Origin of the sequence: Actinotalea fermentans (assembly GCF_007991475.1) — a bacterium.
Lineage (GTDB): Bacteria > Actinomycetota > Actinomycetes > Actinomycetales > Cellulomonadaceae > Actinotalea > Actinotalea fermentans.
Window position 1 is genome coordinate 145731 of the sequence record NZ_BJYK01000005.1, and the last position, 14169, is coordinate 159899.

A 14169-nucleotide genomic window follows, 5' to 3' on the forward strand; every position below is an offset into this window, starting at 1 on the left:
CGTCAGGAAGGTTCCGTCATGGACCCTGCACGCCTCGAACCACCCGGCACGGCAGCCGCCGCGACCACCACCAGGGCCGAGACCGCACCCGACCCCCGCCGCTGGTGGGGCCTCGTCGCGATCGCGCTCGCGCAGCTCATGGTCGTGCTCGACATGACCATCGTGAACATCGCGCTCCCCTCGGCCCAGGCCGACCTCGGCATCAGCGACGCCGACCGCCAGTGGGTCATCACGGCCTACACCCTCGCGTTCGGCGGCCTGCTGCTGCTGGGTGGCCGCGTCGGCGACCTCATCGGCCGCAAGCGCGCGCTCATCGTCGGCCTCGCCGGCTTCGCGGCGGCGTCGGCCCTCGGCGGCGCCGCGGCGAACCTCGGGATGCTGCTCGGCGCCCGCGCGCTCCAGGGCATCTTCGCGGCGCTGCTCGCCCCCGCCGCGCTGTCGCTCGTCACCGTGACGTTCACCGAGCCGCACGAGCGTGCCCGCGCCTTCGGCATCTACGGCGCCATCGCGGGCGGCGGCAGCGCCGTCGGGCTCATCGTCGGCGGCCTGCTCACCCAGTACGTCGACTGGCGCTGGACCCTGCTCGTCAACGCACCGATCGCCGCGCTGGCCATCGCGGGCGCCGTCGCCTTCCTGCGCGACCGCCGCGAGCAGCGCGAGACGCGGCTCGACGTCGCCGGCGCCCTGCTCGCCAGCGGCGGGCTCCTCGCCATCGTCTACGGCCTGAGCGAGGCGGAGCAGGAGGGCTGGACCGCGCCGCTCGTCCTCGCCATGTTCGCCGTCGGCCTGGCGCTGCTCGCCGCGTTCGTCGTGGTCGAGCGGCGGACCGAGCACGCCCTGCTGCCGCTGCGCGTCCTGCGCGACCGGAACCGCGGTGGCGCCCTGCTCGCCGTCGGGCTGTCGACCATCGGGATGTTCGGCCTGTTCCTCTTCCTCACCTACTACCTGCAGGTGATCCAGGGGTACTCCCCCGTCCGCACGGGCCTGGCGTTCCTGCCGATGACCGCCGGCATGATGCTCGGCTCGGTCGGCATCGCGGCCCGGCTGCTGCCGCGCGTGGCGCCGCGCCGGATCATGGTGCCCGGCCTGGTCATCGCCGCAAGCGCGCTCGCGTACCTCACCCAGATCGAGGTCGGGTCCTCCTACCTGCTGCACGTGCTGCCGTCGCTGGTCTTCCTCGGCCTGGGCATGGGCATAACCTTCATGCCGGCGATGGCGACGGCGACCCTCGGCGTCGCGCCGCGCGACGCGGGCGTGGCCTCGGCGACGGTCAACACGGCGCAGCAGGTCGGTGGCTCGATCGGCATCGCGCTGCTCAACACGGTCGCGACGTCGGCGACCGCGAGCTACCTCACGACGCACGGCGCCGCGAACGAGGTGGCGGTCGCCATCGGGACGGTGCACGGGTTCTCCGTGGCGATCTGGTACTCGACGGCGTTCCTCGTCGCGGCCGCCGTGGTCGCCGCGCTGATGATCACCGCCCGCCCGCGGGCTGCGCACCCGGACGCCGGCCGGACGCCGGAGCCGGCGGAGGAGGCCCTGGCCGCCGCGCTCGTCTGACCGGCCCACCCGGTCCCGCGAGACCGAGGGTTTGCGCCGAGAACGAGGGGTCGGATCCCTCGTTCTCGCGCCAAACCCTCGGTCTCGGCGCAGGCGGGAGGTCTGGCCGCGGAACTGGCCGAGCCCGCGCTACTGGAGCAGGCTGTCGTCCAGGGCGTCGCCCTTGACCTTCTCGAACTCGGCGAGCAGGCCCTTGGCGGTCATCTTCGACTTCGCCTCGGCGTCGAGGTCCAGGACGATCCGGCCCTCGTGCATCATGATCAGCCGGTTGCCCAGCTTGAGGGCCTGGTCCATGTTGTGCGTGACCATGAGCGTCGTCAGGCCGAAGCGCTCGACGATCTCCGCCGTCAGCCGTGTCACCAAGGCCGCGCGCTGCGGGTCGAGGGCCGCCGTGTGCTCGTCGAGCAGCAGGATCTTGGGCTCGCTGAACGTGGCCATGAGCAGCGACAACGCCTGCCGCTGACCACCCGACAGCAGGCTCACCCAGTCGCCGAGCCGCGTCTCCAGGCCCTGCTCGAGCGCCGTGAGCTCCTGGCGGAACCGCGCGCGCTTGGCGTTCGTGACACCCAGGCGCAGGCCGCGGCGCCTGCCGCGCTCGAGCGCCATCGCGAGGTTCTCCTCGATGGTCATGTGCGGGGCGGTGCCGGCGGCCGGGTTCTGGAAGACCCGCCCGATGTACCGGGCGCGCTGGTGGTCGCTCATCCGCGTCACGTCGCGGCCGTCGATCCGCACGGTCCCGGAGTCGGCGCGCAGCGTGCCCGCCACGACGTTCAGCAGCGTGGACTTGCCCGCGCCGTTGGAGCCGATCACCGTGACGAAGTCGCCGGGCGCGAGCTGCAGGCTCACGTCGTCGAGCGCGACCCGGGCGTTGAGGGTGCCGGGGAAGAACGTCATGCGCACGTTCTCGATGGTCAGCATCGCTCAGCCCTCCTTCTCCACCAGCGGTGTCTCGGCCATCGCCGTCATGCGGCGCCGCATGAAGCCGCCCATCCGCGCGAAGCCCTTCCACTGCGGCACGACGAGCGCGAGCACCACCAGCACGGCGGAGATCAGCTTCATGTCGTTCGGGTTCAGGCCCGCCTTGAGCGCCAGGTAGATGACCACCCGGTAGAGCACGGACCCGAGCACGACGGCGGTCGCGGCGATCGCGACGCTCGACCGGCCGAGGACCGCCTGGCCGATGATGACCGACGCGAGGCCGGCCACGATCATGCCGATGCCCATGCCGATGTCGGCGAAGCCCTGGTACTGGGCGATGATCGCGCCGCAGAGCGCCACCAGGCCGTTCGACAGGGCCAGGCCGAGGAGCTTCTGGTGGTCGGTGTTCACGCCGAACGACCGGATCATGTCGGGGTTGTCGCCGGTCGCCCGCATGGCCAGGCCGATGTCCGTGTGCAGGAACCACACGAGGAGCGCCAGGATCACCACGGCCACGGCCAGGAACATCCCGACGCTGGCCCAGGTGCCGACGAGGTCGGCGTCCTTCAGGGGTGTGATGAGCGTGCTCTCGCGCAGCAGCGGCACGTTCGCCTTGCCCATGATCCGCAGGTTGACCGAGTAGAGCGCGATCTGCGTGAGGATGCCCGCGAGCAGGCCGTTGATGCGCCCGCGCGTGTGCAGGAGACCGGTGACCAGGCCCGCGGCCATGCCGCCGAGCAGCGCGAGCGACGTCGCCAGCGCCGGCGGCATGCCGCTGACGATGCCGACCGCCGCGATCGAGGCGCCCGTCGTGAAGCTGCCGTCGACGGTCAGGTCCGCGAAGTCGAGGATGCGGAAGGTCAGGTACACGCCCAGGGCCATCACCGCGTAGATGAGCCCGAGCTCGACGGCGATCATCATGGTCGGCCTCCGGCGGGGTGAAGGAAGGCGCTGCGCCGTCGTCCCGGACGGGCTCGCACCCGGCCCGGGACGACGGCGAGAACGCTACTCGGTGATGTTCTCCGGGTCGGCCTCGGCGAGGAGGTCGTCGGGGATGGTGACGCCCATGCGCTCGGCGGCGCCGGTGTTCAGGTAGAGCGCGAGCTCGGTCTGCACCTCGACGGGCGTCGTGGCCGGGTCGGCCTCGCCGGACAGGATCCGCACGGCCATCTCGCCGGTCTGGTAGCCGAGCGAGTAGTAGTCGATGCCGATGGTCGCGATGGCGCCACGGGCGACCGAGTCGCCCTCGGACGCGATCACCGGGATCTGCTTGTCCTCGGCGACCTGGATCAGCGTCTCGAGGGCGCTCACCACGGTGTTGTCGGTGATCACGAAGAACGCGTCGACGTCGAGGGAGTCGGCGGCCTGCTGCACGGCACCGGAGGTGTCGGCGGTGGCGAGCTCGATCGTCAGGCCGAGCTCGTCGGCGGCGTCCTGCGCCCACTCGACCTGCGTGACGGCGTTCGGCTCGCCCGCGTTGTAGACGATGCCGACGGTCTCGGCGTCGGGCGCGATGCGCGTCACCAGCTCGAGCAGGTCGGCGACCTCGACGGCGTCCGAGGTGCCCGTGACGTTCGCGCCGGGCGCGTCCATGCTCTCCACGAGCGCGGAGCCGACAGGGTCCGTCACGGCCGTGAACAGCACGGGGATGTCGGTGACGGCCTGCGCGGCGGCGATGGCGGTCGGCGTCGCGATCGCGAGGACCATGTCGAGGTCCGCGGACGCGAACGTGCCCGCGATGGACGCGGCGATCGACTGGTCGCCCTGGGCGTTCTGCTCGTCCCAGTCGACGTCGTAGCCGGCGTCGGCGAGCGCGGCCTTGAAGCCGTCGCGCGCGGCATCGAGCGAGGGGTGGCTGACGATCTGGCTGATGCCAATGGACACGGACTCGCCGGCGGCGTCGCCGCCGTCCTCGGCGGCGGGCGTCGCGTCGTCGGTGGTGTCGTCGTCCGAGCCGGAGCACCCGGCGAGGAGGAGGGCCGGCGCGAGGAGCGCGGCAAGGAGGGTGGTGCGCGTGGCTGACCGGTGGAGCTTCACGGCGGTTCCTTTCGGACGGCGGGGGCGCCCGTCGCGTCGCGTGGACGAGGCGGTGACCGGCACACCGTCGACGAGGCGCACCGGGCCTCGCACCGATGGTAGAGAACTGTCCACGTGTTGGTATGGCGTTTCCACCAGGTAGACAGCGGTGCGGACCGGTCAGGCCTCGCGCGTGAACGGCGGCTGGAGCGCCCGCGCGTCGCCGGCGCGGTAGAGGGCGGCCGGGCGGCCCCGGCCCTCCGCGCGCGTGCGGCCCGTGTCCACGAGCAGCCCGGGCGTGCTGGTCACCTTGCGGTGGAAGTTGCGCGGGTCGAGCGCGGTCCCCCAGACCGCCTCGTAGACGCCGCGCAGGTCGGCGACGGTGAACTCCGGCGGGCAGAAGGCGGTGGCCAGGGACGTGTACTCGAGCTTCGCGCGGGCGCGCTCGACGCCGTCGGCCAGGATCGCCGCGTGGTCGAAGGCGAGCGCCGTGCCCGAGGCGCGGGCCACGGGCACCCACCGCGCGTCGGCGGCGTCGGTGCCGGCGGCGGGCTCGGGCAGGTCGGGGGCGAGCGCGAGGTAGGCGACGGAGACCACGCGCATGCGCGGGTCGCGGGCCGGGTCGCCGTAGGAGCGCAGCTGCTCGAGGTGACCCGGGACGTCGCGCAGACCGGTCTCCTCCGCGAGCTCGCGGGCCGCGGCGTCGTCGAGCGTCTCGTCCGGGCGCACGAACCCGCCCGGCAGCGCGAGCCGGCCGCGGAACGGCTCCTCGCCGCGCTCGACGAGGAGCACGTGCAGCGCGCCGCCGCGCAGCGTGAGGACGACGAGGTCCACGGTCACGGCCACCCGCGGGAAGGCGGTCGGGTCGTACGTCATGCCGGCACCTTATCTCGTCACCTTGACGAGAAACAGAGGTGAGGTTTATCGTCGTAATGACGAAAAACAACGACGAGGAGGTCACCATGGCCACCATCACCCGCTACCCGTTCGTGCGGCACCTGCGGGCCGCGCCCACCGCGCACGTCGTGCAGATGGCCGGCGGCCGGGTGCGCCGGTCCGGCGTCGGGCTCGCGTTCTGGTTCCGGCCGCTGTCGGCGGTGCTCTCGGAGGTGCCGGTCGACGACCGCGAGCTGCCCCTCGTGGCGCACGCCCGCACCGCCGACCTGCAGGAGGTCACCGCGCAGGTCACGGTGAGCTACCGGTTCGCCGATCCCGAGCTGGCGACGCAGCGCCTGGACCTGGGTATCGACCCGGCCACCGGGCGCTGGACCGCCACCCCGCTGGAGCAGGTGGCCCACCTGCTCGGCGAGCTCGCGGCGGGCCACGTCATGGACGCCGTCGCGGAGATGACCCTGCCCGAGGCCGTCGCCACGGCGACCGGCGCGCTGGGCGTCCGCGTGGGCGCGGCGCTGCGCGCGGACGAGCGCGTCACCGCCACCGGCCTCGAGGTGCTCGGCGTGCGGGTCCGCGGCATCCGTGCGGACGCCGACCTCGAGCGCGCGCTCCAGACGCCGGCCCGCGAGGCCGCGCAGTCGGAGGCCGACCGCTCCACCTACGAGCGGCGGGCCCTGGCCGTCGAGCGCGAGCGTGCGATCGCGGAGAACGAGCTCGCCACGCGCATCGAGCTGGCCACGCGCGAGCAGCAGCTCGTCGCCCAGGAGGGCGCCAACGCCCGCGCCCGGGCCGACGAGGCCGCCGCGGCCGCGCTCATCGAGGCCCGCGCGAAGGCCGAGCGGCAGAGGGTCCTCGCGACCGCGGCCGCCGACGCCGTCCGCGTCCAGGGCGAGGCCGAGGGCGCCGCCGAGCGGGCGAGGCTCACCGCGTTCGCCGACGTCCCGACCGAGGTGCTGCGCACGCTCGCCCTGCGCGAGCTGGCCGGGCACCTGCCCGAGGTCGGGCAGCTCACGGTCACCCCCGACGTCCTGACCGGCGTCCTCGCCGGCATGACCGGAAGGTAGGGCGATCCAGATGACGCTCCCGCCCCGCGCCGTGGTGGTCCACCGGGCCAGCGAGCTCGACGAGCTCGTGGACCGCCACGGCACGCGCGGCCAGGTCGAGTTCTTCCTGCGCACGCGCGGTCGCACCCTCGCGGACGTCCAGGCCCGGCACGACGCGCTGCACGACGCCCTGCGCGCCGCGTCGGCGGCCATCCCGGCCGACTGGCGCCGCGGGGGTGTCGAACGGGCGGACCTGCACCGGTTCGCGTTCGGGCCGGAGGACGTCGTGGTCGTCGTCGGGCCGGACGGGCTGGTCGCGAACACGGCGAAGTACCTGGTCGGCCAGCCGGTGGTGGGCGTCGACCCCGAGCCCGGCCGCAACGCCGGCGTCCTGGTCACGTTCGCGAGCGCGCAGCTCGCCGCGGTCCTGGCCGCGGTGGCCGGCGGGACCGCGCGCTGGCAGGACCGCGCGATGGTCCGCGCGACGCTCGACGACGGGACCGGGCTCGACGCGCTCAACGACCTGTACCTGGGCCACCAGAGCCACCAGTCCGCCCGGTACGTGCTCGGCCTGGCCGACGGCCGCACCGAGCGGCAGTCCTCCTCGGGCCTCATCGTCGCCACGGGCACCGGCGCGACCGGCTGGGCCGCCTCGATCGCGCACGACCGCGGCGGCACCACGCTCCCGACGCCGGACTCGGCGGAGCTCGCCTGGTTCGTGCGCGAGGCGTGGCCGTCGCCGACGTCGGGCGTCGCGCTGACGATGGGCGCGCTGCGCCCCGGCGACGCGCTCGAGGTGCTGGTGCAGTCCGACTCGCTCGTGGTGTTCGGCGACGGTCTGGAGTCCGACCGGCTGACCGCCACCTGGGGGCAGACGGTGCGCCTCGCGGTCGCCGAGCGGCGCCTGCGCCTGGTGGTGTGAGCGGCCCGCGACGCCCTGCGCACGACGCCGGTCGCGCACCTATCGTCGTGTCATGACGAGCGTCCTGTGGCTGCGGCGCGACCTGCGGGTCCGCGACCACCCGGCGCTCGTCGCGGCGCACGAGGCCGGCGGCCCGGTGGTGCCGGTCTTCGTGGCGGACCCCGCGCTCCTGGCCTCGGCGGGCGCGCCGCGCCTGGCCGCGCTGCACCAGGCCCTGGCGGACCTGCGGGAGGCGACCGACGACGCGCTCGTGGTCCGGTCCGGCCGGCCCGACGACGTCGTCCCCGCCCTCGCGCGGGAGGTGGGCGCGACGTCGGTGCACGTCAGCGCGGAGACCACGCCGTACGGGCGGGCCCGCGACGAGCGCGTCGCGCGCGCGCTCGTCGACGCCGGCGCCCACCTGGTCGCGACCGGCAGCCCGTACGCGGTGACGCCCGGCCGCGTGCTCACCGCGAGCGGGCAGCCGTACCAGGTGTTCACCCCGTTCTCGCGCGCCTGGCGCGAGCACGGCTGGCGGCGGCCGGCCGACGTCCCGCGCAGGCTGGCGTGGGCGACCGGCGTCGGGGGCGACGACGCCCTGCCCGGAGCCGAGGCGGCCCGCGCGTCGGCGGGGCCCGAGGTGAGCGAACGCGCCGCGCACCCGCGCTGGGAGGCGTTCCTCGCCGACGGGCTGGCGGACTACGCGGAGCGCCGCGACCGGCCCGACCTCGCGGGGACCTCGGGCCTCTCGGCGGACCTCAAGTACGGCACCATCCACCCGCGCACGCTGCTCGCCGACGTCGCCGCCCACCCCGCGGGCCGGTCGACGGGCGCCACGACGTTCGTCTCCGAGCTCGCCTGGCGCGAGTTCTACGCGGACGTGCTGCGGCACCACCCGGCGTCGGCGTGGGCGGACCTGCGGCCCACGATGGCGGCGATGACCTACGACGACCCCGACCGCGACGACGTCGCCGCGGCCCGGCTCGCCGCCTGGCAGGCGGGACGGACCGGCTACCCGTTCGTCGACGCCGGGATGCGGCAGCTGCTGCACGACGGCTGGATGCACAACCGCGTGCGGATGGTCACCGCGAGCTTCCTGGTCAAGGACCTGCACGTGTGGTGGCCGCACGGCGCCCGCTGGTTCCTGGCGCACCTGCGCGACGGCGACCTGGCGTCGAACTCCCACGGCTGGCAGTGGACGGCCGGCACGGGGACCGACGCCGCCCCCTACTTCCGCGTCTTCAACCCGGTCGCCCAGGGGCGCCGCTTCGACCCCGACGGGTCGTACGTGCGTCGCTACGTGCCCGAGCTCGCGCACGTGCCGGGCGCCGCGGCCCACGAGCCGTGGACGGTCGCCGACGGGTACGCCCAGGGCTACCCGGACCGCGTCGTCGACCACGCGGTCGAGCGCAGCGAGGCCCTCGCCCGCTACGGCGCGACGCGCGGCTAGCGGGCGCTCAGAGCTGCGGGCCGACCGTCCGGGTGCGCTTGAGCTCGTAGAACCCGGGCACGCGCGTCATGGCGACGAGCCCGTCGAAGAGGTCCAGCGCGGCCTGGCCGGTGGGCGCCGGCGTGACGACCGGGCCGAAGTAGCCGACGCCGTCGATCGCCACGACCGGCGTGCCGACCTCGTCCCCCACCAGGGCGATCGCCTCCGCGTGCGACGCGCGCAGCAGGTCGTCGACCTCGTCCGTGGCGCCGACGGCGGCGAGCTCCGCCGGCAGGCTCAGCTCCTCGAGCGACTCGGCGATGATCGCGGCCGTGTCCGTGCGGCCCTGCGGGTGCCGGCGCGTGCCCATCGCGGTGTAGAGCGGGGCGAGCACCTTGTCGCCGTGGTCGCGCGCGGCCGCGACGAGCACGCGGACGGCGGCCCAGGAGTCGTCCATGAGGCGGCGGTACTCCTCGGGCAGGTCCCGGCCCTCGTTGAGCACCGACAGGCTCATCACGTGCCAGCGCAGGTCCACGTCCCGGTGCTCGGCCACCTCGGTGATCCAGCGCGACGTCATCCACGCCCACGGGCACGCCGGGTCGAACCAGATGTCGACCACGGGGACTGCGGGTGCTGCGGGCGCGACGGTGGGCGCGGTGGACACGGTGTGGCTCCTCGGCTCGGGTGCGGCGGGCGGGGCGCCGGCGGGCGGCGGCCCCACGGGCCTCAACCGGCGTGGGCCCGGGCCGATTCCCCGGTCACCCCGCGCGCGCGGCGCCGTCAGGCGATCTGCACCCGGAGGCTGCGCCGGCCCCAGTGCCCGACGCCGCTGCCGAACCGCCCCGGCACGACGGCGCCGCAGCCCGGGCATCGACCGTCGGGCGTGATGCGGTAGGCCAGCACGTCGTACCAGTCGCGCTCGACGAGCACCTGGCCGCAGGCCGGGCACGCCGTCGTCTCCCCCGACGGGTCGTGCACGTTGCCCGTGTAGACGAAGTGCAGGCCGACGTCGAGGGCCGTGGCCCGCGCGTCGCGCAGGGCCGCGGGCGGGGTGGGCGGCACGTCGAGCATCCGGAAGTCCGGGTGGAAGGCCGACAGGTGCAGCGGCACGTCCGGGCCGAGCTCGGCGAGGATCCACCGGCACATGCGCTCGACCTCGGCGCGGGAGTCGTTGTGGCCGGGGATGAGCAGGGTGGTGAGCTCGAGCCAGGTGCCGGCGTGCTCGCGCACCCAGACGATCGTGTCGAGGACGTCGCGCAGGTGGGCGCCGGTGAGCTTCCAGTAGAAGTCCTCGGTGAAGGCCTTGAGGTCGATGTTCGCGGCGTCCATGGAAGCGAAGAGCTCCGCGCGCGCGGCCGGGCTGACGTAGCCCGCGGTCACGGCGATGGCGTGCAGGCCGAGCTCGTGGCACGCCTGCGCCGTGTCGATCGCGTACTCCGCGAAGATCACCGGGTCGTTGTAGGTGAACGCCACCGCGTCGCAGCCGGCCGCCTGCGCGGACCGGGCGATGGCGTCGGGCGCGGCGACCGCGGCGAGCGTGTCCCACTCGCGGGACTTCGAGATGTCCCAGTTCTGGCAGAACCGGCAGCCCAGGTTGCAGCCCGCGGTGCCGAAGGACAGCACGGCCGTGCCCGGGTGGAAGTGCGCCAGCGGCTTCTTCTCCACCGGGTCGATGGCGAAGCCCGAGCTGCGGCCGTAGGTGGTGAGCACCAGCCGGTCGCCGTCGCGGGCGCGGACGAAGCAGAAGCCGCGCTGCCCGGGATGCAGGCGGCAGTGCCGCGGACACAGATCGCACTGGAGACGGCCGTCGGGCAGGGCGGTCCACCAGCGGGCGGTGGGCGCGTCCGGCCAGGTCGCTGCGCCGTCTGCCGCCATGCCGCTCACCTCCCCCGCCGGGCGACCGCGCTCACGCGGGCCCGGGCGACTCCCGCCACGAGCGGGCCGTGTAGGTCCGCAGCCGCGTCCCCTCGTGCCAGACGCCGGGCGCCAGGCCCGCCTTGCGCCACAGGTGCTCGAGGAACACCGCCGGCTCCGGCAGCGGTTCCCACATCTTCGGCAGGAAGGTGGCCCGGTTCCACGCGCCCGCCTCGACGATCACGCCGTCCACCCCGGGCCGCAGCGCGGCGTAGGCCTCCGGCAGGCTCGAGGCGGCCAGCGGGCGGGACGCCGACAGGACCGCCACCTCGATGACCACGAGCGGCACCTCGTCCGGTGTCATCGGCGCGAACCGGCGGTCGCGCAGGGCGGTGTTCACGGCGTTGACCTGCACGTCCGCCAGCAGCGGCCGGTGCGCGACGAGCGTCCCGGTGCAGCCGCGCAGCTTCCCCTCCCGGGTGAGCGTGACGTAGCACGCGCCGGGTTCGAGCGCCCAGGCCGGCGGCTCCCCGAGGGCCGGGGCGGGCACACCCAGCGCCTGCCCGATGGCGGCGCGGGCGGCCGGCAGGAGGACGTCGCCGGCGTCGTCGGGCAGGGCCTCGAGCGCGGCCGGTGCGTGCGGCGCCTCAGTCATCGCCGTCGCCCTCCTCGGGCCCGTCGAACGCGAACGAGCAGTACCCGACGACGCGCGACCGGTCCCCCGCGGTGTCGCCGGAGCTGCACGCGCCGAGCAGGATCGGGCGCAGCCCGCGGCGTCGGGCCGCGACGAGCAGGCCGTTGACCGGGGTGGCGCCGCACGCCTGCAGGTGGTCCAGCGGCGCGTCGAGCTCGGTGATCTGCGCGATCGTCCCGGCGTCGACGCGCCGGGCCTCGTCGTAGGTCAGGTAGTGCGACAGGTCGGAGCTGGCGACCACCAGCGTCCGGTCGTCCCACAGCGACTCGAGCACGTCGGCGACCTCCTCGCCGAGCGCGTCGCCCGCGAGCAGGGGGACGACGTCGACGTCGTCGAGCACGCGCTGCAGGAACGGGAGCTGGACCTCGACGGAGTGCTCGTGGCGGTGCACCTGCGGCGCGACGCCGGTCGCGGGCACGTCGGCGAGGCGCTCCTGCGCCCACGCGTGCGGGACGGGCACGTCGCCGAGCGGGGTGCGGAAGACGTCGGCACCCGGCAGGGCGACACCGCGCACCGGGACCCGGTGCGTGGGCCCGACGACGACGACGCGGCGCAGCGTGCCGCGCCCGCGGGCGACGCGGGCGTACGCCAGGGCCGCGGTGGACCCGGAGTAGACGTACCCGGCGTGCGGGACGATCACCGCCCGCGGGACGGGAGCATCGGGCGGCGGCGCGGGCACCTCGTCGAGCAGTGCGTCCACGGTGGCGCGGAGCTCGACGGGGTCGGCGGGGTAGAACCGGCCCGCGACGGCGGGTTCACGGACGACGGGCGTGCGCACGGGGCATCACCTCTACCCGTCCAGCGTAGATCCGTCCGGGGCCGCCGGCGGGCCCCGCGGATCAGGGCCGAGGCGGCCAGAGGCCCGCGAGGCAGATGACGACGTTGACGACCAGGAACGGCGGCATGTTCTCGTGCGGCTGGCCGCCGCCCGCCGGGGCGACGACCGCCGCCGACATGGAGACCGACGAGGCGACCGGGCCGTACAGCTGCGCGCGGGCGCGGCCCCGGCCGGACTGCGCAGGCACCGCCCCGGACGGGTTCGCACTGGTGCCGACGCCATCGACCGCCGGGATCGAGTGGGTGTGCGCTGGCAGCTCGGACTGGACCAGCGTGACGGTCGCGCTCCCGGCGACCTGCCCGCGGTCGATCCACGTCAGCCCCGGCCCGGCGCCGGCGCCGGCACCGACCGGGCTCATGCCCTGGAGGTTCGGCAGCGCGAAGGTCGTCTGGCCGTTCCCTCCGTAGGTGGTGCCCAGGAGCGAGAAGAGCGCGGTGTTCTGCTGGATCGGCACGAGCTGACCGTTGCAGAGGGCCCAGTTTCGGGGCGCGAAGGTCCCGGCGAACATCCGGATCTCGCCGAGGTACGGCTGGTACACGACGTCTCCTCAGTTCCGGCTCGGGAAGACGCCGGCCACGGCGATGATGAACGAGAGGGCGAGGTACGGCGGCATGTTCGGGTGCGCCTGCCCGCCGCCGGTGATGCCCGTCGGCGCAGCGGCGACCTGCGCGGCCGAGGAGTAGGTCGGGCGGTCCGCCACCGCCCAGGTCGCCCCGACGGGCGACGACGACGACGCGGCGGCGGACGTCGCGGTGATGTCGTGGGTGTGCGCCGGCATCTGCGCGGTCGTCAGCGCGACCTGCTCGACGCCGCCGGTCTGCCCGGCGACCCGGCTGCCCCCCACGTGCACGGGGACGCGTCCGCGCAGGTCGGGCAGGCGGAAGTCCCGGATGCCGTCGCCGCCGTAGGTGGTGCCGAGGATGCTGAAGAGCGCCACGTTGTCGGCGATGTCGAGGGTGGCTCCGTCGCACAGCCGCCAGTTGTCGGGTGGGGTCGGGCCGGCCCAGAGCCGGATCTCGCCGATCGTGGTGTCACCGTCGTCGGTGCCCGGATCGGCGTAGTGGCAGATCCCGAAGGCCACGCCGAGAACGGGGGACCGGTTCTCGTGCGCCGCTCCGGTGCCCGCGGTCCGCACGGCCGCGGGCGCGAACGACGCCGAGCCCGCCGCCGGAGCGTACGGCGCGCCGTCAGGTGAGACGCCCCACGTGTTCCCGGCCGGATCGGTCGTCGTGGCCTCGGCCCCGGAGGCCCGGAGGTCGTGCCGGTGGTAGGGCATCTGGGCGGAGGTGAGTGAGACGCGCTCCTGACCGCCGATCTCCCCGGAGGAGCGTGGCGTCAGTCCGGGGCCGTCGCCCACGCCCAGCGGGGTTCGCCCGCGCAGGTCGGGCACCCCGAACAGGCTGGTGCCGTTGCCGCCGTAGGTGAAGCCGATCACCGAGAAGAGGTCCAGGTAACTCGCGACGGGGAGCACGTCTCCCTCACAGGCGACCCAGCCCTGGGGCACGTACGAGCCGCCGAACATCCGCACCTCGCCGACATACCCGGTCACGCCGCGCCCCCTGTCCGGTTCACGACCGCCTCGAGCACGCGCGGGTCCGCCGTGACCGGACCGAGGTAGACGAGCAGGTCGCCGTCGGGGTGGCGGAGGGTGCGGATCGCCTCGGGCAGGTCGTCGGCGGCCAGGAAGAGGAGCGAGAAGCGCTCGGCCGCGACCGTCTCGCCGGCCAGGCCGTCGACGGACTCGAGGGTCAGGTGCGTGCCGGTGGCCGTGTCGACGAACGTCTGGCCGACCATCCCTGCGAGCACCAGTCCGTCGAGCGGTAGCGCGCGGGTGACCAGCTGCACACCGGCCACGACGCCGACCGCCACCACGCCGGCGACGCCGGCGCCGGCGGCGAGGACGGCGCGGCGACTGACGCCCGCGGGCGCCTCCACGGGGCTCTCGATCACGACCTGGGCCTCCCGATGGTTCGTTGCAGGGCAGGGCCGGCGCCCGCTCGGGCGAGCCTAGAGGGCTTCACC

The 14169-nt window shown here is 74.7% G+C and carries 15 protein-coding genes; 4 read left to right on the forward strand and 11 right to left on the reverse strand.

The genetic code is table 11. The features are described from left to right. Window positions 1–18 precede the first annotated feature (18 nt). Window positions 19–1560 (forward strand): MFS transporter, encoded by a 1542-nt coding sequence (locus AFE02nite_RS09740; protein ID WP_146819551.1) that lies wholly within the window; start codon window positions 19–21, stop codon window positions 1558–1560. 129 nt (window positions 1561–1689) lie between these two features. Here AFE02nite_RS09740 and AFE02nite_RS09745 read toward each other — a convergent pair whose 3' ends face one another. From AFE02nite_RS09745 to AFE02nite_RS09760, 4 genes are all read right to left on the reverse strand, one after another. Beyond that, window positions 1690–2478 carry an ABC transporter ATP-binding protein gene (locus tag AFE02nite_RS09745; RefSeq protein WP_034247320.1) on the reverse strand — a complete coding sequence of 263 codons (789 nt, stop codon included), beginning with the start codon at window positions 2476–2478 and terminating at the stop codon, window positions 1690–1692. 3 nt (window positions 2479–2481) lie between these two features. Next, a complete protein-coding gene (locus AFE02nite_RS09750; protein ID WP_034247322.1) occupies window positions 2482–3399 on the reverse strand; it encodes an ABC transporter permease in 918 nt (305 codons plus the stop codon). Between the two features lie 84 nt (window positions 3400–3483). Then, entirely contained in the window at window positions 3484–4515 is a 1032-nt protein-coding gene (locus tag AFE02nite_RS09755) for an ABC transporter substrate-binding protein (protein WP_034247324.1), read from the reverse strand. 159 nt (window positions 4516–4674) lie between these two features. Next, on the reverse strand, window positions 4675–5370 hold the full coding sequence (locus tag AFE02nite_RS09760; protein ID WP_034247325.1) for an NUDIX hydrolase: 696 nt from the start codon (window positions 5368–5370) through the stop codon (window positions 4675–4677). Between the two features lie 86 nt (window positions 5371–5456). On the opposite strand from AFE02nite_RS09760, the gene AFE02nite_RS09765 reads away from it, so the two are divergent. The 3 genes from AFE02nite_RS09765 to AFE02nite_RS09775 are packed head-to-tail and all read left to right on the forward strand — an operon-like array spanning window position 5457 to window position 8782. Then, window positions 5457–6452 carry an SPFH domain-containing protein gene (locus tag AFE02nite_RS09765; protein WP_146819552.1) on the forward strand — a complete coding sequence of 332 codons (996 nt, stop codon included), beginning with the start codon at window positions 5457–5459 and terminating at the stop codon, window positions 6450–6452. Window positions 6453–6462: 10 nt separating this feature from the next. Then, window positions 6463–7353, forward strand: a complete 891-nt coding sequence (locus tag AFE02nite_RS09770; protein WP_034247334.1) for an NAD(+)/NADH kinase — start codon at window positions 6463–6465, stop codon at window positions 7351–7353. Window positions 7354–7405: 52 nt separating this feature from the next. Continuing rightward, entirely contained in the window at window positions 7406–8782 is a 1377-nt protein-coding gene (locus AFE02nite_RS09775; protein WP_146819553.1) for a cryptochrome/photolyase family protein, read from the forward strand. Between the two features lie 7 nt (window positions 8783–8789). On the opposite strand, the gene AFE02nite_RS09780 is transcribed toward AFE02nite_RS09775, so the two are convergent. The 7 genes from AFE02nite_RS09780 to AFE02nite_RS09810 all read right to left on the reverse strand — a co-directional run bounded on the left by AFE02nite_RS09780 (window position 8790) and on the right by AFE02nite_RS09810 (window position 14097). Continuing rightward, on the reverse strand, window positions 8790–9425 hold the full coding sequence (locus tag AFE02nite_RS09780) for a DsbA family protein (protein ID WP_261765566.1): 636 nt from the start codon (window positions 9423–9425) through the stop codon (window positions 8790–8792). A gap of 116 nt (window positions 9426–9541) precedes the next feature. Further along, window positions 9542–10636, reverse strand: a complete 1095-nt coding sequence (gene amrS / locus AFE02nite_RS09785) for an AmmeMemoRadiSam system radical SAM enzyme (RefSeq protein ID WP_034243156.1) — start codon at window positions 10634–10636, stop codon at window positions 9542–9544. A gap of 31 nt (window positions 10637–10667) precedes the next feature. Then, on the reverse strand, window positions 10668–11270 hold the full coding sequence (gene amrA / locus AFE02nite_RS09790) for an AmmeMemoRadiSam system protein A (protein ID WP_052113351.1): 603 nt from the start codon (window positions 11268–11270) through the stop codon (window positions 10668–10670). After that, window positions 11263–12087, reverse strand: coding sequence for an AmmeMemoRadiSam system protein B (amrB, locus tag AFE02nite_RS09795; RefSeq protein WP_034243158.1), 825 nt, complete (start codon window positions 12085–12087; stop codon window positions 11263–11265). Before amrB ends, amrA begins: the two co-directional genes overlap by 8 nt. Before the next feature lie 61 nt (window positions 12088–12148). After that, window positions 12149–12685: a phage tail protein gene (locus AFE02nite_RS09800; RefSeq protein ID WP_222594379.1), complete on the reverse strand. Its 537-nt coding sequence runs from the start codon at window positions 12683–12685 to the stop codon at window positions 12149–12151. A gap of 9 nt (window positions 12686–12694) precedes the next feature. Continuing rightward, on the reverse strand, window positions 12695–13696 hold the full coding sequence (locus AFE02nite_RS09805; protein ID WP_052113352.1) for a phage tail protein: 1002 nt from the start codon (window positions 13694–13696) through the stop codon (window positions 12695–12697). Continuing rightward, entirely contained in the window at window positions 13693–14097 is a 405-nt protein-coding gene (locus tag AFE02nite_RS09810) for a DUF6916 family protein (protein ID WP_034243160.1), read from the reverse strand. The genes AFE02nite_RS09805 and AFE02nite_RS09810 overlap by 4 nt, the downstream gene beginning before the upstream one ends. Window positions 14098–14169: the final 72 nt, after the last annotated feature.

Coding starts and splice junctions, on each gene's coding strand:
- AFE02nite_RS09750 (WP_034247322.1), bottom strand. CDS start 3,399: ATGATGATCGCCGTCGAGCTCGGGCTCATCTACGCGGTGATGGCCCTG.
- AFE02nite_RS09740 (WP_146819551.1), top strand. CDS start 19: ATGGACCCTGCACGCCTCGAACCACCCGGCACGGCAGCCGCCGCGACC.
- AFE02nite_RS09760 (WP_034247325.1), bottom strand. CDS start 5,370: ATGACGTACGACCCGACCGCCTTCCCGCGGGTGGCCGTGACCGTGGAC.
- AFE02nite_RS09775 (WP_146819553.1), top strand. CDS start 7,406: ATGACGAGCGTCCTGTGGCTGCGGCGCGACCTGCGGGTCCGCGACCAC.
- amrS (WP_034243156.1), bottom strand. CDS start 10,636: ATGGCGGCAGACGGCGCAGCGACCTGGCCGGACGCGCCCACCGCCCGC.
- AFE02nite_RS09765 (WP_146819552.1), top strand. CDS start 5,457: ATGGCCACCATCACCCGCTACCCGTTCGTGCGGCACCTGCGGGCCGCG.
- AFE02nite_RS09770 (WP_034247334.1), top strand. CDS start 6,463: ATGACGCTCCCGCCCCGCGCCGTGGTGGTCCACCGGGCCAGCGAGCTC.
- amrA (WP_052113351.1), bottom strand. CDS start 11,270: ATGACTGAGGCGCCGCACGCACCGGCCGCGCTCGAGGCCCTGCCCGAC.
- AFE02nite_RS09745 (WP_034247320.1), bottom strand. CDS start 2,478: ATGCTGACCATCGAGAACGTGCGCATGACGTTCTTCCCCGGCACCCTC.